Annotated in this window: 17 protein-coding genes; 1 reads left to right on the plus strand and 16 read right to left on the minus strand. The window is 64.6% G+C overall.

Features of this window, described 5'->3' with window-relative positions:
• Positions 1 to 20: 20 nt before the first annotated feature.
• From CXY70_RS08125 to hisD, 3 genes are read right to left on the minus strand one after another with little or no spacing between them, the layout of a single operon-like run.
• Positions 21 to 1,061, minus strand: coding sequence for a quinone-dependent dihydroorotate dehydrogenase (locus CXY70_RS08125; RefSeq protein ID WP_104191872.1), 1,041 nt, complete (start codon positions 1,059 to 1,061; stop codon positions 21 to 23).
• Between the two features lie 6 nt (positions 1,062 to 1,067).
• Entirely contained in the window at positions 1,068 to 1,583 is a 516-nt protein-coding gene (nrdR, locus tag CXY70_RS08130; RefSeq protein ID WP_104191873.1) for a transcriptional regulator NrdR, read from the minus strand.
• Between the two features lie 12 nt (positions 1,584 to 1,595).
• Positions 1,596 to 2,909, minus strand: a complete 1,314-nt coding sequence (gene hisD / locus CXY70_RS08135) for a histidinol dehydrogenase (RefSeq protein WP_104192001.1) — start codon at positions 2,907 to 2,909, stop codon at positions 1,596 to 1,598.
• Between the two features lie 111 nt (positions 2,910 to 3,020).
• Between hisD and CXY70_RS08140 the strand changes: the two genes are divergently transcribed.
• Positions 3,021 to 3,542, plus strand: a complete 522-nt coding sequence (locus CXY70_RS08140; RefSeq protein ID WP_233205844.1) for a flavin reductase family protein — start codon at positions 3,021 to 3,023, stop codon at positions 3,540 to 3,542.
• Positions 3,543 to 3,732: 190 nt separating this feature from the next.
• Here CXY70_RS08140 and CXY70_RS08145 read toward each other — a convergent pair whose 3' ends face one another.
• From CXY70_RS08145 to ftsW, 13 genes are all read right to left on the minus strand, one after another.
• Complete coding sequence (locus CXY70_RS08145; protein ID WP_104191875.1) at positions 3,733 to 4,518, minus strand: 1-acyl-sn-glycerol-3-phosphate acyltransferase; 786 nt, start codon at positions 4,516 to 4,518, stop codon at positions 3,733 to 3,735.
• A gap of 54 nt (positions 4,519 to 4,572) precedes the next feature.
• Positions 4,573 to 8,040 carry a DNA polymerase III subunit alpha gene (gene dnaE / locus CXY70_RS08150; protein ID WP_233205845.1) on the minus strand — a complete coding sequence of 1,156 codons (3,468 nt, stop codon included), beginning with the start codon at positions 8,038 to 8,040 and terminating at the stop codon, positions 4,573 to 4,575.
• 111 nt (positions 8,041 to 8,151) lie between these two features.
• Positions 8,152 to 9,102, minus strand: coding sequence for an RluA family pseudouridine synthase (locus tag CXY70_RS08155; protein WP_233205829.1), 951 nt, complete (start codon positions 9,100 to 9,102; stop codon positions 8,152 to 8,154).
• Complete coding sequence (lspA, locus tag CXY70_RS08160) at positions 9,099 to 9,749, minus strand: signal peptidase II (RefSeq protein ID WP_104191877.1); 651 nt, start codon at positions 9,747 to 9,749, stop codon at positions 9,099 to 9,101. Before lspA ends, CXY70_RS08155 begins: the two co-directional genes overlap by 4 nt.
• A complete protein-coding gene (locus CXY70_RS08165) occupies positions 9,739 to 10,392 on the minus strand; it encodes a DivIVA domain-containing protein (RefSeq protein WP_104191878.1) in 654 nt (217 codons plus the stop codon). The genes lspA and CXY70_RS08165 overlap by 11 nt, the downstream gene beginning before the upstream one ends.
• 148 nt (positions 10,393 to 10,540) lie before the next feature.
• A complete protein-coding gene (locus CXY70_RS08170; RefSeq protein WP_233205830.1) occupies positions 10,541 to 10,843 on the minus strand; it encodes a YggT family protein in 303 nt (100 codons plus the stop codon).
• Between the two features lie 8 nt (positions 10,844 to 10,851).
• A complete protein-coding gene (locus CXY70_RS08175; RefSeq protein ID WP_104191879.1) occupies positions 10,852 to 11,385 on the minus strand; it encodes a cell division protein SepF in 534 nt (177 codons plus the stop codon).
• 35 nt (positions 11,386 to 11,420) lie between these two features.
• Entirely contained in the window at positions 11,421 to 12,146 is a 726-nt protein-coding gene (locus tag CXY70_RS08180; protein WP_104191880.1) for a YggS family pyridoxal phosphate-dependent enzyme, read from the minus strand.
• Between the two features lie 105 nt (positions 12,147 to 12,251).
• Complete coding sequence (gene ftsZ, locus CXY70_RS08185) at positions 12,252 to 13,463, minus strand: cell division protein FtsZ (protein WP_104191881.1); 1,212 nt, start codon at positions 13,461 to 13,463, stop codon at positions 12,252 to 12,254.
• Between the two features lie 150 nt (positions 13,464 to 13,613).
• A complete protein-coding gene (locus tag CXY70_RS08190) occupies positions 13,614 to 14,438 on the minus strand; it encodes an FtsQ-type POTRA domain-containing protein (protein WP_146066092.1) in 825 nt (274 codons plus the stop codon).
• Between the two features lie 337 nt (positions 14,439 to 14,775).
• Positions 14,776 to 16,197 (minus strand): UDP-N-acetylmuramate--L-alanine ligase, encoded by a 1,422-nt coding sequence (gene murC / locus CXY70_RS08195; protein WP_104191883.1) that lies wholly within the window; start codon positions 16,195 to 16,197, stop codon positions 14,776 to 14,778.
• Positions 16,198 to 16,271: 74 nt separating this feature from the next.
• Positions 16,272 to 17,345, minus strand: coding sequence for a glycosyltransferase (locus CXY70_RS08200; RefSeq protein ID WP_104191884.1), 1,074 nt, complete (start codon positions 17,343 to 17,345; stop codon positions 16,272 to 16,274).
• On the minus strand, positions 17,342 to 18,655 hold the full coding sequence (ftsW, locus tag CXY70_RS08205) for a putative lipid II flippase FtsW (RefSeq protein WP_104191885.1): 1,314 nt from the start codon (positions 18,653 to 18,655) through the stop codon (positions 17,342 to 17,344). Before ftsW ends, CXY70_RS08200 begins: the two co-directional genes overlap by 4 nt.
• Positions 18,656 to 18,659: the final 4 nt, after the last annotated feature.

An 18,659-nucleotide genomic window follows, 5' to 3' on the forward strand; every position in this document is an offset into this window, starting at 1 on the left:
GCCGGTGCGAGTGCCTGCGCTTAATGGTTGGTTCCGGCCAGGATACGGTCAAGCCCGCGATTGATCTGGCGCGCCCAGAGCGGACCGCGGTACAAAAACGCCGTGTAGCCCTGCACCAGGGTGGCTCCCGCAGCGAGTCGCTCGGCGACCTGAGCGGCCGTGTCCACCCCGCCAACGGAGATGACGCACCAAGAGGCGGGTACGACAGCACGGATCTGTTTCAGAACGGCGAGCGACCGAGTATGCAACGGAGCGCCGGACAGGCCGCCGGCTCCGGCAGCGACGATGGTGGCGGCATCCGTTTTCAGGCCGGCGCGCGAGATTGTGGTGTTGGTGGCGATAATGCCGTCGAGGCCGAGTTCGACGGCGAGGGTCGCGATGCGCGCGACCTCGGCATCCGCCAGGTCTGGCGCGATCTTGACGAGCAGCGGGGTGGCACCGGCAGCTCGCTTGACCGCGGTGAGCAACGGGGCGAGCTGGTCCAGCTCCTGAAGTCCGCGCAGCCCGGGGGTGTTGGGGGAGCTCACGTTGACCACGAGGTAGTCGGCGAGGGCGGCGAGGGTTTCGGCGCTCTGCAGGTAGTCGGCCGTGGCGTTCTCGACGGCGGTCACGCGGCTCTTGCCAATGTTGACGCCGAGCACCGGGCGCCCGGCACGTGCCCGCACCCGGGTCAGTCGAGCAACGGCCGCGGCGGCGCCGTGGTTATTGAAACCCATACGGTTGATCACCGCGCGGTCAGACACGAGTCGAAACAGGCGCGGTTTCGGGTTTCCGGGCTGGGCTACGGCGGTCAGAGTTCCGACCTCGACGTGACCGAACCCGAGCTGGCCGAGGCCGATCACGGCCTCGCCGTCTTTGTCGAAGCCAGCCGCGACGCCGAACGGTGACGCAAAGTGCAGGCCAAGGGTATTCACGCTGAGGTCGGTGCGCGGACGCGTCCATCGGTGCACAAGACGGCCGATGCCCAGCACCGGCAGCAGCCGAATGACGGTGAAAGCGAGGTGGTGAGCGCGCTCGGGGTCCATCCGGGTGAGCACGAGCTTGAATAACAGCGGATACATCGGGTCCTACCGTTTGGTGACAGCGTCGACCACGGGCGTGCCAGCGGACGATGCCCTCGCGATTTTCGATGGTCCTGAGTGCTCGGTGCGCAGCGCGGCGATGGCGCTCTCGAAGTCATCGAGCGAGTCGAAGCCTTGGTAGACGCTCGCGAATCGCAGATACGCGACCTCGTCGAGGTCGCGAAGCGGCGGCAGAATAGCCAAGCCTATGTCGTTGGCATCGACCTGGGAGACGCCCGTCTGGCGGATGGCTTCTTCAACTTTCTGGGCCAGCATTGCCAAATCGGAGTCGGTGACCGGTCGTCCCTGACACGCTTTGCGCACCCCGGAGACAATCTTCTCGCGGCTGAACGGCTCGACCACGCCGCTGCGTTTGATGATGTTCAGACTCGCTGTCTCGGTGGTGCTGAAGCGGCGGCCGCATTCCGGGCACTGCCGGCGGCGGCGAATCGATAGTCCGTCGTCGCTCGTGCGCGAGTCGACGACTCGGGAGTCGGGGTGGCGACAGAACGGGCAGAACATAGTTCTATCAGCCTAGCGGTCGGCCGAAAACCGGGCGGCCACGGCGTCGCCGTGTGCCGGCAGCGCTTCGGCGCTGGACAACGCCGCAATGTGATCAGCGACTGCTTCGAGGGCCTCGCGGCTGTATCGCACGACCTGCTGTGGTCGAAGGAAGGTGTACGCGCCGAGTCCCGACGAGAACCGCGCTTGTCCTCCGGTTGGCAACACGTGGTTGGAACCCGCAACGTAGTCTCCGAGGCTCACGGGCGAATAGGGGCCGAGAAAAATGGCGCCGGCGTTTTCGATGTCGGCCAGCACAGCATCGGGGTCGCTCGTCTGAATCTCGAGGTGCTCCGGTCCAAAGGCGTTGCTGAACCCTGCGGCGACCTGCAGGTTGTCGACGAGCACGATCGCCGACTGGCGACCGTCGAGCGCTGCGGTCACCCGTTGGCTGTGGGTCGTTGATGCCGCCAGCTCGGTGAGGCGCGCCGCCACCGCGTCGGCGAGTTCGGGCGAATCGGTCACAAGCACGGCGGCTGCGAGTTCATCGTGCTCGGCCTGGCTGACCAGGTCGGCGGCGACGAGCAGTGGGTCGGCAGCGGCATCCGCTATCACCAGGATGTCGGTGGGGCCGGCCTCGGAGTCGATGCCGGCCTGCCCACGAATGAGCCGCTTGGCGGCGGCGACGTAGACGTTGCCGGGGCCGGTGACGATCTGCACGGGCTCGAGACCGATGTCAGCCACCCCATAGGCGAGGGCACCGATCGCGCCGGCGCCGCCCATGGCGTAGATCTCATCGACACCGAGCAATCCTGCAACGGCGAGGATGGTCGGGTGCACCCGGCCGTCGAAGTGGCTCTGCGCCGGCGAAGCGAGGGCGATCGACCGCACACCCGATACCTGCGCGGGGACTACGTTCATCACAACGCTTGAGGGGTAGACGGCCTTGCCGCCCGGTACGTAGAGGCCGACCCGGTTCACCGGCTGCCAGCGCTGGGTGACGGTGGCTCCAGCCTCGATCGTGGTCGTCAGGCGCGGCGGTACCTGCGCGGCACTGGCCAGGCGCACCCGGCGGATGGTCTCGGTAATGGCGGTGCGCACGGCCGGGTCGAGTCCGACGACGGCGTCGGCGATATGGCTGACGGGAACCCGAACCTGGCCCGGGCGCACCCGGTCAAGGCGTTCGGCCTGGTCGAGCAGGGCGACCTCGCCACGCTCGCGCACATCGGCGATGAGCTCGGCTGCAATGTCGGAGGCGACGGCGACGCTCGTGGCGGCGCGCGGTACAGCAGCCAGGAGGGAGGCCGGTGTCGGCTCGGTCCCGCGAAGGTCAATAGTCTGAATCATCATGTCCCAGCCTATCCGGCACGAGGGGTGACCATCAGCGCACGGGAATAGGCTGGGGGTGAAACAGATTGTTGGTTGAGTATGCAAAACAACGTTAAACCCTCAGTGACTCTGCCAGTCGCCCCCCCGCTCGCCGCCGATCCCAATGCCCCCGACGACCTTGCCGCGTTCAAACACGCGTTCCGCCGTCATGCTGCCGGGGTAGCCGCCATCACGACCCTCGCCCCCGACGGAAGCCCGGTCGGCTTCACCGCCACCTCTCTCGCGTCGTTGTCCGCGGTGCCACCGCTCGCGACGTTCAACATGGCCCGGTCGGCCAGCTCATGGACCGCGATCGCCGCCGCCGAACGCGTCGTCATTCACATGCTCGGCGCGCACAACCGAGGCGTCGCCGAGAAACTGGCCGGGCCGCACGGCGATCGCTTCATCGGTGAGCACTGGCAGCCCGGTCCCTACGGGCTACCGGTGTTGGAGGGCGTGACCAGCTGGATGGTCGGTCGCATTGTGGAACGGGTGTCGGTGCACAACAATGCCGTCGTAGTCGTACAGATCGAGGGTGGCGGCATGGGCCCAGACGATGAGGCCCTGCTCTACCACGAGCGCTCCTACCGGGTTCCGGGCGCGGCTGTCTAGAGCCGTCTCCCCTCCGTGCAGGTCGTGCCAGAGCCTCTTGGCGCGAGGTGGCACCTTTGGCCCCTTGGCAGGTGTTCAAGGGGCCAAAGATGGTACCTCGCATCGAACGGCAGCATCCAAGGGGCCGAAGATGGCGCCTCGCGAACGGTCGGGCGCCTCAGGGGGGTCCGGGCCTGGTCGAGCCGCGCGGCTATTTGCGACCGGTGAGCTTTTCGGCAGTCTTCCGACGACGGCGTTCGGCTTCGACGACCGCCGCCTGCTCCGGGGTCGGCGCGGTCCCGCCGAGATGCGCGGGCTGCCACCACGCTCCAGCGCCAGGCACCGGGTACTCCGCCTGCACCGCGTCGACGAGGGACTGCAAGGTGTCGTGCAGTCGCACCGTGTCTACCGCAACGTTTCTGTCGGCGCCAACTGCAGCATCCGTTGCAATCGGCTGGCCGAAGCGGATGCTGACCGGCACGCCGACCCGCTCCCGGAGTGTCGACCGGCGATTCTTGGTCATCAGCCGATGCCCACCCCACACAGCGACCGGAATGATCGGCACGTTCGCTGCCTGGGCCATGCGCACCGCGCCGGTTTTGAGCTCCCGCACCGTAAATGAGGCATTCACGCCGCCCTCGGGGAAAACACCGAGCAGTTCGCCGTCACGGAGGGCGTCGACAGCCTGCGCGTAGGCTTCCCCGCCGCTCTCCATGTCGACCGAAATGTGCTTCATGCCGCGCAGCAGCGGTCCGACCAGTGGCTGGTCGAAGGCGCCCTTCTTGACCATAAAGCGAATGTGGCGATGATTGTGCCGCCAGGTGATCCACTCGACCAGAGCGAAGTCGAGGTAGCCGAAATGGGTGATCGCGAGCACCGCGCCGCCGGTGGCCGGCAGATGTTCGAGGCCGGTCACGGTCGGGCGCACCCGGAGCAGTCCAAACAGGGCGCGTCCGGCGCCAATGGCGGTCGAATAAATCGGCTCTGGTTTGTGCATGTAACCAGCCTAGGCTGGCGAGCTGTCAATCTTTCGCAGCGCGCGCGCCGGTAATCAGGTCAGACAGTTCGGACCGAGGATACTCTTGAGCTCGCCAAACAGATCCGCGCTCACCTTCACGCGGTGCGGCAGCTCGAACACCCGCGCCAAATCACCCTTGACCAGTTTTAGTCGCACCTCGGCGTCTCCGGCGTGGCGCTGGAGAATCTCGCCAAGCGCACCGACCGTGTCCGTGGTCGCGCGGGCCTCCCCCACCGTGATCGAGACCATGCTCTGGTCTGAGCCCTGGCCGAGCTCCGGCTGGAACACGCTGAACGCGTGCAGGTTCATTCCGTCATCACGCAGGCTGACCCGGCCGCGCACGACGACGACAGAGTCGCTGATCAACTCGGGTGCGAACTCGAGGTAAGCCTTACCCATGAACATCGCGGTGATCTCACCGCCGAAGTCTTCGACCTGGATCATGCCGTACTGGTTGCCCGACTTCTTGGCAATGCGATGTTGCACGCTCGTGATCAGACCCGCCACGGTTACCGTGTCACCGTCTTCGGTTGATTCCGAGGCGATCAGGTCGGCAATGGTGGTGCTGGCGTGCTTGGCGAGCGGAATCTCGAGCCCGGCGAGCGGATGGTCAGACACGTAGAGTCCGAGCATGTCCCGTTCGTAGGCGAGCTTCTCTTTCTTGCTCCACTCGGGGCGGTCAGGCACCTGCTCGGTGTCCTGCGGTTCGTCGAACAGGCTGTCGAAGTCGAACCCGATATTGCCGTTGCTCTCTTCACGCTTGATCTTGACGGCCGATTCAACGGCCGACTCGTGAATTTCGACCATGCCGCGCCGGGTGGCGCCCAGCGAATCGAATGCCCCGGCCTTGACCAGCGACTCAACGGTGCGCTTGTTCGCCACCGGCAGCGGCACCTTGCGCAGAAAGTCGTGGAACGATTCGAACCGTCCCTTTTCTTCGCGAGCGCCGCGAATAGCTTCGACCACGTTAAAGCCGACGTTGCGCACAGCGCCGAGGCCGAATCGGATGTCCGTACCCACGGCCGCAAAAAACCCGATCGACTCGTTCACGTCGGGCGCTAGCACCTGAATGCCCATGCGGCGGCACTCGTTAAGGTAAAGCGCCAGCTTGTCGCGGGAGTCGCCGACGCTCGTGAGCAGGGCGGCCATGTACTCCGCCGGGTAGACCGCCTTGAGGTAGGCGGTCCAATAGGAGAGCACCCCGTACGCGGCGGAGTGCGCCTTATTGAAGGCGTAGTCGGAGAACGGGAGCAGAATGTTCCATACCGTGGTGACGGCATCCATGGAGTAGCCGCGGTCCTGCATGCCCTTTGAGAAGCCTTCGAACTGCTTGTCCAACTCGGACTTCTTCTTCTTACCCATGGCGCGGCGCAGCAGATCGGCTTCACCGAGCGTGAAGCCGGCGAGCACCTGGGCGATCGACATGACCTGCTCCTGATAAACGATCAGGCCGTAGGTGTTGCCGATAACCTCTTTGAGGGGCTCTTCGAGCTCCTTGTGGATAGGGATGATCTCCTGCTGCCCGGTCTTACGCAGCGCATAGTTGGTGTGCGAGTTGGCGCCCATGGGGCCCGGGCGGTAGAGGGCGATCACGGCCGAGATGTCTTCGAAGTTGTCGGGCTTCATGAGCCGCAGAAGCGCTCGCATGGGGCCGCCGTCGAGCTGGAACACGCCGAGGGTGTCTCCGCGCGCCAGCAGTTCGTAGGCGGCGGGGTCTTCGAGGCCGAGGTCTTCGAGTACGGGCCGGTGGCCGCGGTTCACCGCGATGTTATCGAGGGTGTCGTCGATGATGGTGAGGTTGCGCAGCCCCAGGAAGTCCATCTTGATCAGCCCGAGGGCTTCGGAAGCCGGGTAGTCGAATTGCGTGACGATCTGGCCATCCGCTTCACGCTTCATGATCGGAATAATGTCGATCAGGGGGTCGCTCGACATGATCACGCCGGCAGCGTGCACGCCCCACTGACGCTTGAGGTTTTCCAGGCCGAGGGCGGTGTCGAAGACCGTGCGTGCTTCGGGGTCGCTTTCGATCACCGCGCGAAAGTCGGCCGCTTCGCGGTAGCGCGGGTGGTCCTTATCGAACATGCCGGTGAGGGGCACGTCCTTGCCCATGATCGCCGGCGGCATGGCTTTGGTGAGTTTGTCACCCATTCCGAAGGGGAAGCCCAGCACACGGGAGGCATCTTTCAGTGCCTGTTTGGCCTTGATCGTGCCGTAGGTAACGATCTGCGCGACGCGTTCCGCACCGTATTTTTCGGTGACGTATTTGATGACCTCTCCGCGGCGACGCTCGTCGAAGTCGACGTCGAAGTCGGGCATGGAGACGCGGTCGGGGTTGAGGAACCGCTCGAAGATGAGTCCGTGCACGAGCGGGTCGAGGTCGGTGATGCCCATGGCGTAAGCGACCATGGAGCCGGCGCCCGAGCCACGGCCAGGGCCCACGCGGATGCCCTGCTGCTTGGACCACATAATGAAGTCGGCGACGACGAGAAAATAGCCCGGAAACCCCATCTGCACGATGATGCCGACTTCGTAGTCGGCGCGCTTCCGCACGTCGTCCGGAATGCCTTTCGGGTAGCGTTTGGCCAGCCCGATCTCGTTCTCCTTGATGAACCAGCTTTCCTCGTTCTCGCCCTCCGGGCAGGGAAAGCGGGGCATGTAGTTGGCTTTGGTGTTAAATTCCACCTCACACCGCTCGGCGATGAGCAGTGTGTTGTCGCAGGCTTCCGGGTGGTCGCGAAACAGGTGGCGCATCTGCGCGGCCGTTTTGAGATAGAACTCACTGGAGTCGAACTTGAACCGATTGGGGTCGTCGAGGGTGGACGCCGACTGTACGCAGAGCAGAGCGGCGTGGGCGGTGGCGTCGTGGGCGTGCGTGTAGTGCAGGTCATTGCTGGCCAGCAGGGGCAGATCAAGCTCTTTGGCGAGCTTGAGCAGGTCAGTCATGGTGCGGCGCTCGATATCGATGCCGTGATCCATGATTTCGCAGAAAAAGTTCTCCTTGCCGAAGATGTCCTGAAAATCTCCGGCAGCCTTCTTGGCTTCCTCATACTGGCCGAGCCGAAGACGGGTCTGTACTTCCCCACCGACGCAGCCGGTCGTGCCAATCAGACCCGTCGAATACTGGCTGAGCAGCTCGCGGTCCATGCGCGGTTTGAAGTAGTAACCCTCGAGGCTCGCCTTCGAGGACAGCCGGAACAGGTTGTGCATGCCCGCAGTGTTCTCGGAGAGCAGCGTCATGTGGGTGTATGAGCCGGCGCCACCGACGTCATCCCGGTTTTGACCGCTCGTGCCCCAGCGCACCCTGGTCTTGTCGCGGCGATCGGTGCCGGGGGTGATGTACGCCTCGGTGCCGATGATCGGCTTGATGCCGGCGTCGGTCGCGCTTTTCCAGAAATCAAAGGCACCGAACACGTTGCCGTGGTCGGTGATGGCCACCGCCGGCATACCCTGCTCCACGGCGGCTTTGATCAGGGGTTTCACCCGGGCCGCTCCGTCGAGCATGGAATATTCGCTGTGCACGTGCAGGTGCACGAACGAATCGGTGGCGGTTTCCGGGTTACTCACAATGACTCCGACGAGTTGATGAAACGGTTATAAAAGAGCCGGCCGCGATCAGTCTCCGCGCAGCACCGCAAGGGCGTGGATGAGATCGGCCGGGTAATCGGCGTTGTAGGTGACCCACTCGTGACTGTCCGGGTGAGTAAAAGCCAGTTGCTTGGCGTGCAGCCACTGGCGTTTAAGTCCGAGCCGCGCGGTGATCGATGAATCGGCGCCGTACATGGCGTCGCCAACACACGGATGCCGCTGGGCGCTCATGTGCACGCGGATCTGGTGGGTACGCCCTGTCTCCAGGTGCACCTCGAGCAGCGAGGCCGACGGGAAGGCTTCGAGGGTCTCGTAGTGGGTGATCGAGTGCTTACCGTCGGCCCGTACCGCGAACTTCCAGTCCGACCGCGGGTGGCGACCGATGGGCGCGTCGATGGTGCCGGCGAGCGGGTCGGGGTGGCCCTGCACGACCGTGTGGTAGATCTTCTCCACCTCGCGGTCGTGGAACGCTTTTTTAAGCGCGACGTAGGCTGTCTCCGACTTGGCAACGACCATGAGCCCGCTGGTACCAACGTCGAGGCGGTGCACGATGCCCGCCCGTTCAGCAGCGCCGGACGTCGCGATGCGATACCCCGCCGCCGCCAGGGCGCCCGGAACGGTTGGACCGGTCCAGCCAACGCTTGGATGGGCGGCGACGCCGGCCGGCTTATTGATGACGACGATGCTCTCATCGTCGTGCACTACCGTGAGATCGGGAACAGCGATGGGGATGATGCGCACCGGCTGCTTGGGCTGCCAGGTGACTTCGATCCAACTGCCCGCCCGCAGGCGATCCGATTTACCGACGACGGTGCCGTCAAGCACGACGCCGCCTGCCTCGGACACCTCGGCGGCGAAGCTGCGGGAGAACCCGAACAGCTTGGCCAGACCGGCGTCAACGCGCACGCCTTCCAACCCGTCCGGGAGGGGCAGCGATCGCCGCTCCGGAGGACTGGACAGCTCCGGGGAACCGATCACGGCCGGGCCTCGGCCCCGGGGGTTGGACGGTCACTGGTCGATGAATCGGGAGTAACGGAGTCGCTGGTAGAGGAATCGGGAGTCACAGCATCCGCTTGTTTCAGTGTTGGGGTGGTGGTGGTCTTGCTTTCGGCCAGGACCTTACGTCCGTCGAGGCCGATGCCGCGGATGGTCAAAATCATGAAGATGACCATGCTGCTCACGATGCCCATGTCGGCGACGTTGTAGATCGCCGGCATCAGCCAGGGTGTGGAAATGAAATCGACGACGTGCCCGACCCCGAAGCCGGGTTCGCGCAGCAGCCGGTCGGTCAGGTTGCCGAGCACTCCGCCGAGCAGAAGCCCGAAGACGAGCCCCCAGGCGAATGAGTGGATTCGGCGGGCGAACCACAGGATGAATACCACAACGGCGGCAGCGATGATGGAGAAGATCCAGGTGGACCCGCTCGCGAGGGAGAACGCCGCCCCCGGGTTCCGAACGAAGTGCAATTGCAGCAGATCGTTTAGAACCCGGATCACGGAACCCTCGGGCATCGAGGCCACGACGAGGTACTTACTGAATTGATCGAGCGCGTAAACGCCCAGCGCGACGAGGGCTAGAACGATAAGCGCTCGCGAACGCTTCTTCGTTCCGGCGCTAGGCTCCAAAGCCCTGGAAGCTGGGCTTCGGCGCGTTGCCGGCGTCAGCCGCAGAGCCGACCGAGCTCGCGTCGAGGTCGTGCAGCTGACCCTCGATGTAGCTCTTGAGCTTCAGACGGTATTCGCGCTCGAACGTGCGCAGCTCGTCGATCTTGCCTTCGAGCGTCGAACGCTCCTGATCGAGCTTCTGCAGCTGAACGCGCTGCTGGGTCTCGGCCTCGGCGATGACGCGTGCCGCGGTGGCGTGGCCTTCAGCGATTAGGGCATCGCGCTTCTCAGCACCTTCCTTGACGTGCTCTTCGTGTAGGCGGCGAGCCAACTGCAGCAGATTGGTCGTGCCGGCCGTCTCGTCGATCGGCGTCGCGGCGACAGCGGCAACCGGAGCGGCTGCGGGTTCGACGACAACTTGTTCGACGACAGCGGGTTCGACGACAGCGGGTTCGGACGACACGGTAGGCACTGGAGCCGACTCGGCTGCGGAAGCAGCACCGGAGCCGACCTGGCTGCGCAGTTCCTCGTTTTCCTTGGTCAGGCGACGCAGTTCGACAACGACCTCATCGAGGAAGTCATCGACTTCGTCCTGGTCGTATCCCTCACGAAACTTGGTCGACTGAAACCTTTTGTTGACTACATCTTCCGGAGTTAGCGCCATGGCTTTCCACCCTCAAAACTTGTATTTATTGTGAACATTTGACTGACTCGAGGCGATGAGTGCCTCAAGTGTTGGCTTGACTACGGGCTACCGACGAGCGAGTACAGGCTCGGGGCGAACCAGTCATCCGACAAGGATACATGCCTCCCTAGGCCCGTTGTATTATTCCTGCCACGGTCATGCCGACGATGCAGCAAAGCATCGTCAGCGTGAAGCCGAAATCCAGCGCGATTGGCCCGATGCGAAGTGGGGGGACCAAGCGACGGAAGAAGCGTACCGGCGGGTCCGTCAGCGTGTAGACGAGTTCGATCAGAACAAGCAGGAATCCCTGAGGACGCCAGGCCCGATTAACACCGCGCACGAGGTCGATGATGAATCGACCCCAGAGTACGAGGAAGTACATGAAGAAGAGGAAATAGAGAAGATTCCCCAGAATTGATAAACCAGCCACGCTGAAGTCTAGCCTTGCGCGAAGAAGGAGCTGTCCTCAGCGCCCTCTTCGGTGGTGCTGTCGCCGGAGACGACGACGTGGGACGGCGAGAGCAAGAAGACCTTGGCCGTGACGCGCTCGATCTTGCCATAGAGGCCCTGCGACAGGCCGCTGGCGAAGTCGATGAGGCGGCGAGCGTCACCATCGCTCATCTGTGACAGGTTGATGATGACGGGAATGCCTTCACGGAAGGATTCAGCGATGACCTGGGCGTCTTTGTAGGCGCGCGGGTGAACCGTGAGAATTTCATTCATTTCAGACGCAGCCACATTCTGGGGGGTCGAAGTTTTGCGCAGGGGGGTGACCGGTGCACGACCGGCAGAGTTCTGGCTCGCGTTGGAGGGTGCGCCGTTGCCGTGCGGCGCGTTGTCGTGACCGCGGGATGGAACGGCGCTCACGTGGTTGGAAGCGGCAGCACTCTGGGCGCTGGCGGGCGCCTGGTACTCCAGCTCTTCGTCTGCCAGACCCAGGTAGACCATGGTTTTCTTGAGCGGGTTGGACATGTCGACCTCCGTGTTGGTTTGCTACTTCGAGATTATTAGAGCACCGGGCGATTGCCGGTGATTGCCGTGCCAATTCTTAGGTGTGTCGCCCCTTCGAGCACGGCAGCCGCGTAGTCCTGGCTCATTCCCATCGACAGCGCGGTGGCCGACGGGGCCTGCTTACGGATCTGTTCGCTGAGTTCGCGAACATAGGCGAAAGCACGCCGCGGCTCTTCGCCCAACGGAGCGACGGCCATGAGCCCGAGCAGACGCACGCCGGGGGCGGCGAGAGCGCTGTCTACCAGGGCCGACAGGTTCGTGGGAGGAACGCCTCCGCGCGCCGCGTCATCCGTCAAATTCACCTGGATGAAGCAATCAATCGTCGATTCTTCAGAGGCAAGTGCGGTCACGAGAGACTCGCGATCGACCGAGTGGATGACGTTGGCGTACGCCCGCACCTGGCGCGCCTTCTTACCCTGTACCTGCCCGACAAAATGCCAGACCAGGTCGAGATCGGAAAGCGACGCGGCCTTGGACTGCGCTTCCTGGTGCCGGTTCTCCCCCATGTTGCGCACACCGAGCGCATAAAGCTCTTCAAGCAGTGAGACCGGGTGGAATTTGGTGACAACGATCGTGGTGATGTCCGCCGGCTCGCGGCCCGCTGTTCGGGCAGCATCGACGACACCAACGCGCACTGTGTCCAAACGGGTTGCCAGATCGCGCGGTGCTGACGTGTTCGATGCCGGTTCCAAGGGTGCTCCGTTAGGAAATTCCAGGCTCATGCTGCTCTGTCCGTTGCGTGCGGCCGATGCGTGTGGTTCGAGTGGTGAAGAAAAAGGTGTATCCCGGAGCCGACGTGCTCGGCTCCGGGAGTACCTGACATCGACTTATTTGAGGAAGTCGGGGATGTCCAGGTCGTCGGCCTCTTCTTCAAAGGCCGGGTCGGCAACGGTCACGCCGTTACCAGCGTCAGACCCTCCCCAGACGGAGGCTGCGAGCTCGCCGTCGCTGTAGCTGCCAGAGTCGGTCGCCGGGGCTCCCGTGGCGCTGAGCGCGGATGCTGCCGCGCCGGCCGTTGCGGACCCGGCGCCGGCTGCAATTCCAGCGGCCACCAGGTCGGCACGACGCACCTCGACCGCTTTGGCGCCGGGCTCACCACCGTCGAAGCCGGCAGCGATAACGGTGACCCGTACCTCGTCGCCCAGGGTGTCGTCGATGACAGCACCGAAAATGATATTGGCTTCGGGGTGCACGGCTTCCTGCACGAGGCGGGCCGCATCGTTGATCTCGAAGATTCCCAGGTTGGATCCGCCCTGGATCGACAGGAGTACGCCGTGTGCGCCGTCGATCGAGGCTTCAAGCAGGGGCGACGCGACGGCGAGTTCGGCTGCCTTGATCGCACGGTCGGCTCCGCGAGCCGAGCCGATGCCCATGAGGGCCGAGCCAGCGCCCTGCATGACCGACTTGACGTCGGCGAAGTCGAGGTTGATCAGGCCGGGAGTGGTGATCAGGTCGGTGATGCCCTGCACACCGGCGAGGAGCACCTGGTCAGCGGTCGCAAAGGCCTCGAGCATACTGATGCCGCGGTCGCTGATTTCAAGCAGGCGATCGTTGGGCACGACGATAAGGGTGTCGACCTCGTTCTTGAGCGAGGCCACACCGGTTTCGGCCTGGGCCTGGCGGCGCTTGCCCTCAAAGCCGAACGGCTTGGTGACAACACCGATGGTGAGCGCGCCGATCGACTTGGCGATACGGGCGACGACGGGGGCGCCACCGGTTCCGGTGCCACCACCCTCGCCGGCGGTGACGAAGACCATGTCGGCCCCGGCGAGGGCTTCCTCGATCTCCTCGGCGTGATCCTCGGCGGCGCGCCGACCCACCTCAGGGTCTGCGCCGGCACCGAGGCCGCGGGTGAGGTCACGACCGACGTCGAGTTTGACGTCGGCGTCGCTCATGAGCAGGGCCTGGGCATCCGTATTGATGGCGATGAACTCGACACCGCGGAGGCCCAATTCGATCATGCGGTTGACGGCGTTGACACCGCCACCGCCGATACCGACAACCTTGATGACGGCTAGATAATTTTGATTGTTTGACACGTCCGGCCTCCGGGTGGAACTCTAAACCTCTAGTCGAGGTTTAAAGTTATGCTGAGTATGCAATTCCTGATTACGAAAGTATGCGGGCGCGGCTTGTCGCTGGGGAGGTGCGCCCGCGTGTCGCGAAGAACGCGCAGAATCCGTGGCGAACTAGCGCAACACCGCGCTGTCGGGCGATGACACGTCGTACTCATTGACCGTGCCGGCGGGGTGCCCGACCAGCAGGGCGGCGAGCACGATGGCTTTGTACTCGGATTTTTCCGGGCTGCCCCAGACCACCCGCTCACCACCGAGCAGGCTCAGTGTGACATCGTCGGTGGTAACGGCAGTCACCGCGTCCAACTGGGTACGGATGCTTTCGGGCAGCACTGCGAGAACCGCGGCGGCCGCCTTGAATCCGGCGCTCGAGCTTCCGTCCGGCGCGTCGATGAGAGGGTAGCCCGCCGTGCGCTCCGGCGTCGTTTCAATGATCACCCCGGCGGCGTCGACGAGGTCGAATCCGGTCGGACCGGCGAGCACACCCACGGGTACCCGTTCGACGATGCGCACCACGAGTGTGCCCGGCGGACGACTCTCGGTGACGTAGCTCTGAATCAACGTGAACTGAGACAGTTCACGCTTGACCAGGTTGCTGTCGATCAGGGGCAGCGGGGTTCCGAGCTCCTCGGAAAGCGCTGCCACCACATCCGCCGCCGCAATGCGGCTCGTGCCGACAACCTCTATGGTACGCAGAGCCATCAGGGGTGAATAGGCCGCCCCGATGATGAGCGCGAAAGCGAGAAGAATTGAACCGACACCGAGAATCCACGCGGTGCGCCGACGACGCGCGCGCCCGGTAAACCGCCGCACTTCGGCCCGTTCGAACCGTTTCCGAGCGCGCTGGGCCGCCCGCAGTAACGACCGGGCCGCGCGGGCACCTGCACTGCCGCCGGAGGGCTCCTGGGGCCCGCCTGCCTGCATCGAAACAGCAGGCACCGCGTGAGGCAAAACCGACACGGGCGCAGCGGATGCGTCTCCCCCAAAGAGAACGATCGGCTCCGTCGTCGTGTCGGACGCGTTGAACGGCTTCGGCGCGCGCTTCGCTGGAGCGGCGCCCCCTCCGCGCGCAGCCTTCGGCGCTCTCGACGAGAAAAGCTGCTTCCGTGGCGGCCCCGCTGGCGCCCGCGCCGCGTCAGTATCCGTCGGCGGCGTGGACGTCGGTTTAACTCGCGGCGAGTCCGCAGCCCGTTTCGGGGCAGGAGCGGCCGGGCGAGCCGACTCGGTAGGCGGCTGGCCCGGCCGATCGAAGCTGGCCGGTCGCCTCACCGCCGCCTCATCCGCGTACTTTTTCGAGCGAGGCGAGCAGCTGGGGCACGATACGGTTCACGTCGCCGCAGCCGAGGGTCACGACGAAGTCACCGTCGCGGGCGATACTGGCGAGGTAGTCGGCGGCATCCTGCCAGTCGGGCACGTAGGCCACGTGGGACGGGTCGCGGAACCGTTCGGAGACAAGCGCGCCGGTGACACCGGGTTCTGGGTCTTCGCGGGCGCCGTAAACGCCGAGCACGATGGTCTGGTCGGCGAAGGTCTCGAGGGTCTCGGCGAATTCCTGGGCGAACAGGCGGGTGCGGCTGTACAGGTGCGGCTGGTGCACGGCGATGATGCGGCCAGCACCGACGACGGTGCGGGCTGCGGCGAGAGCGGCGGCGACCTCGGTCGGGTGGTGGGCGTAGTCGTCATAGACGCTGACGCCGCCGACCGTACCGTGTAGTTCGAACCGACGCTGGGTGCCACCGAAGCCGGCGATCGCGTCGAGGCTGGCGGCGGGATCGAAGCCGAGGCCGACCAGCACAGCGAAGGCGCCGGCCGCATTGATCGCGTTGTGTTTGCCGGGGATGCGCAGAGTGGCGCTGTAATCCTGGCCTCGCCAGGCAACGCTGAAGCTGACCGGACCGGTCGTGGTGATGGAGTGCACGCGCACTGTGGAATCGGGGTGCTCGCCAAACGTGACCACGCGGGCAGCGGCATCCGCGTCGCTCAGGCCGGCAATGAGGGCCGCGGTGACCCTCACCGCGCCGACGTCGTCGGAGGAGATGACGACGAGTTCGCTGGCATTCCGACTGAATTCGACGAAAGCGGCCTCAAAGGCTTCGAGCGAGCCGTAGTGGTCGAGATGGTCGGGGTCAACGTTTGTGACCAGGGCAACTGCCGTGTCGTACAGTAGAAAAGAACCATCGGATTCGTCGGCTTCGACCACGAACAGGTCGTCGGCGCCACTCGCGGAGCTCACCCCGAGCGATTCGATCACGCCACCATTGACAAAGCTCGGGTCCTGGCCGAGGCCGAGCAGACCGGTGACGATCATGCCGGTGGAGGTGGTCTTGCCGTGTGCGCCGGCGACCGATACCAGGCGGTGCTGGCGGATGAGCCAGGCCAGGGCCTGCGCGCGGTGCAGCACCGGCAGGCCGCGTTCATTCGCGAGCACGTACTCGGGGTTGTCCTGCCAGAGGGCGCCGGTGACAACGAGCGAGTCGGCGGTGCCGACGTTGGCGGCAGTATGCCCGATGTACACGGTCGCGCCGAGTTCCCGCAGGGCCTTCACGTTCGGTGAATCCTTCGCATCCGACCCGGTGACCGTGTAGCCCCGGTTCAGGAACAGCCGAGCGATGCCACTCATGCCGGATCCGCCGACGCCCACGAAGTGCACACTTCCGAGCTTGTCGGGAATGATCAGGTTGAGGTCTGGTTTGATCACCGTGGTGCGCTCTTCTCGATTGAAGCTAAAAAAACAGTTCGTGTGGGCACTACGTTACGCGTGCCAACCGGCGTTCAGGTCGTGAGCGCCTCGTGAATCAGATCGATCATCTGCGCGGTGCCGTCCAACACGCCAACGGATGCCGCAGCTCTCCCCATTGCCGCCAGCCTTGCTCGGTCACCCAACAGGGTCACCAACTCACCCTGGACGAAGGCCGGCACGAAGTCCTTGTCGTGGACCAGGATGCCCCCACCGGCCGCCAGCACCGGCGCAGCGTTGAAACGCTGTTCGCCATTGCCGACCGGGTAGGGCACGTACACGGCCGCAATACCGAGCGCACACAGCTCGCTCACCGTCGCCGATCCGGCCCGCGTCACGGCGAAATCAGCCGCCGCGAGGGCGAGATCCATGCGGTCGCAGTACGCGACCAGGTGATAGTTCGGCAGGTGCGGGTCGGTAACCTCGGCCGTCGACCCGGTAATGTGCAGTACCTGCCAACCCGCCGCGACGAGGTCCCGCGCGGCAGCGACCATGGTGCCGTTGAGCTTGCGTGCACCAAGTGACCCGCCGGTGACGAGCAGTACGGAACGCTCAGGGGCTAGCGAGAAGAAGGCCAGGGCCTCTGACCGGGTCGCCGCGCGGTCGAGGTGTTCGATCTCGGGGCGCAGCGGCATGCCCACGAACCGCGCGTGCCGAATCGGGGTGCCGGCGAACGCGACCCCGACGTGCCGAGTCAGGCGTGCGCCCAGCTTGTTGGCCAGGCCCGGCTTGGCGTTCGCCTCGTGGATAACGATCGGCACACCGACACGGCGGGCGGCGAGGTACGCCGGCGTCGAAACGTAGCCGCCAAAACCAACGACGACATCGACCTTTCGAGACCGAATGATTGTGGCCACCCTGCGGACGGCGGCGTTGAACTGCGGCAGAAAATCGAGGGCTGCCCGATTTGGGCGGCGCGGAAACGGCACCTTGGGCACGACGATAAGTTCGTAACCACGGGCCGGAACCAGGCGTGCCTCGAGACCCTCAGCCGTGCCGAGAACCAGCACCGTGGCATCCGCTTCGACACTGCGGATGCGGTCGGCGACGGCGAGTAGGGGGTTGACGTGGCCGGCGGTTCCGCCGCCCGCGAGTAAGTACGTGGTCATGCCCGGTCAGCCTCGTTGTCGTCGAAATCATTCTCTGCTTGGCTTGAGCGGTCGCCGCGCGCAAAAGAGAGCACGATGCCGATCGCCACGAGGGTAGTGAGCAAAGCGGTGCCACCGGCCGAAATCAGCGGCAGCGGTACGCCCAGCACGGGGAACACTCCGAGCACCACGCCGATGTTGACGAAGGCCTGGCCGATGATCCAGACCATGGCGGCGGCCGTGGAGACTTTGGCCTGCACGGTCGTGGCCGTTCGCATGATGCGCAAAAAGGCGAAGGCCAACAGAATGAACATGCCGAGCACGACGATGCAGCCGATCAATCCGAGCTCTTCGCCGATGATGGCGAAGATGTAGTCATTGTCGGCGGCCGGCAACCAAGACCATTTGGCCTTCGAATTGCCAAGGCCCACGCCGAAGACTCCACCGTTAGCCAGCGCCCAGGTGCCATGCAGTGGTTGCCAGCAGCTGGCGGAGATTTCCCCGCTCAGCTCGGTGCAACCCTCCTTGAGAAAGCTCATGATGCGAGTCAGACGATTGGGGCTCGCGACGGCGAGCACGATAGCGCCAGCGACACCGACCAACAGGGGTACGGCGAGCAGACGCAGTTTGACTCCGGCGAAGAACAGGGCGCCGAACAAAATGCCGGCCATGATCATGGTGGTTCCGAGGTCGCCGCCGATCATGACGAGCATCGTGGCGCCGCCGCCCACCCCGAACACCGGGATGAATACGTGCCTCCAGTTGTCGAGTTGATGCTGTTTTTTCGACAGGATCATGCCGAGCCAGATGACCAGTGCCACCTTGATGCCCTCAGACGGCTGAAACTGGATGCCAAAGATGTTCAGCCAGTTGGTGTTGCCTCCGGTGCCGCGGCCGAGTCCGGTGGCCACCACCAGAAACTGAAAGAAACAGGTGAGCAGCAGTGACGGCCAGGCCATGCGCCGCCAAAACGCGAGCGGCAGCCGGCTGGCGACGAGCATGAGGGGAATGCCGATCAGCGCGAACATGCCCTGACGGAGCAGCCCGCCAAAGAATCCCATGTCGGCCAGAAAGGAGTCGACCGACGACGACGACAGCACCATGACGAGGCCGAAGATGACCAGAAAGAGGGTGGTGCCCAGCAGTAGAAAGTAGTTGCCGCCCTCAGCCTTGAACACTCGACCGAGGTGGATTCGAACCTGTGGTCCGCCCGGCGTTTGCGCCTCGGCCCGCTGGACGGATGCCAGCGTCGGGCGCCCGGAAACAGGCGCGGTGCGGGTGACCGGGCGTGACGTGGTGCGGGAGGAGGGGTTACGCGGCACCTGTACCATCCGC

Source organism: Cryobacterium sp. Y82, from assembly GCF_002929495.1.
GTDB lineage: Bacteria > Actinomycetota > Actinomycetes > Actinomycetales > Microbacteriaceae > Cryobacterium > Cryobacterium serini.

Excerpts from the sequence above, each read along its gene's own strand:
- hisD (WP_104192001.1), bottom strand. The coding sequence starts at position 2,909 with ATGATTCAGACTATTGACCTTCGCGGGACCGAGCCGACACCGGCCTCC.
- CXY70_RS08165 (WP_104191878.1), bottom strand. The coding sequence starts at position 10,392 with ATGGCGCTAACTCCGGAAGATGTAGTCAACAAAAGGTTTCAGTCGACC.
- dnaE (WP_233205845.1), bottom strand. The coding sequence starts at position 8,040 with ATGCTCGACGGAGCGGCCCGGGTGAAACCCCTGATCAAAGCCGCCGTG.
- CXY70_RS08200 (WP_104191884.1), bottom strand. The coding sequence starts at position 17,345 with ATGACCACGTACTTACTCGCGGGCGGCGGAACCGCCGGCCACGTCAAC.
- CXY70_RS08125 (WP_104191872.1), bottom strand. The coding sequence starts at position 1,061 with ATGTATCCGCTGTTATTCAAGCTCGTGCTCACCCGGATGGACCCCGAG.
- nrdR (WP_104191873.1), bottom strand. The coding sequence starts at position 1,583 with ATGTTCTGCCCGTTCTGTCGCCACCCCGACTCCCGAGTCGTCGACTCG.
- CXY70_RS08180 (WP_104191880.1), bottom strand. The coding sequence starts at position 12,146 with ATGAGCCTGGAATTTCCTAACGGAGCACCCTTGGAACCGGCATCGAAC.
- ftsW (WP_104191885.1), bottom strand. The coding sequence starts at position 18,655 with ATGGTACAGGTGCCGCGTAACCCCTCCTCCCGCACCACGTCACGCCCG.
- CXY70_RS08145 (WP_104191875.1), bottom strand. The coding sequence starts at position 4,518 with ATGCACAAACCAGAGCCGATTTATTCGACCGCCATTGGCGCCGGACGC.
- CXY70_RS08175 (WP_104191879.1), bottom strand. The coding sequence starts at position 11,385 with ATGTCCAACCCGCTCAAGAAAACCATGGTCTACCTGGGTCTGGCAGAC.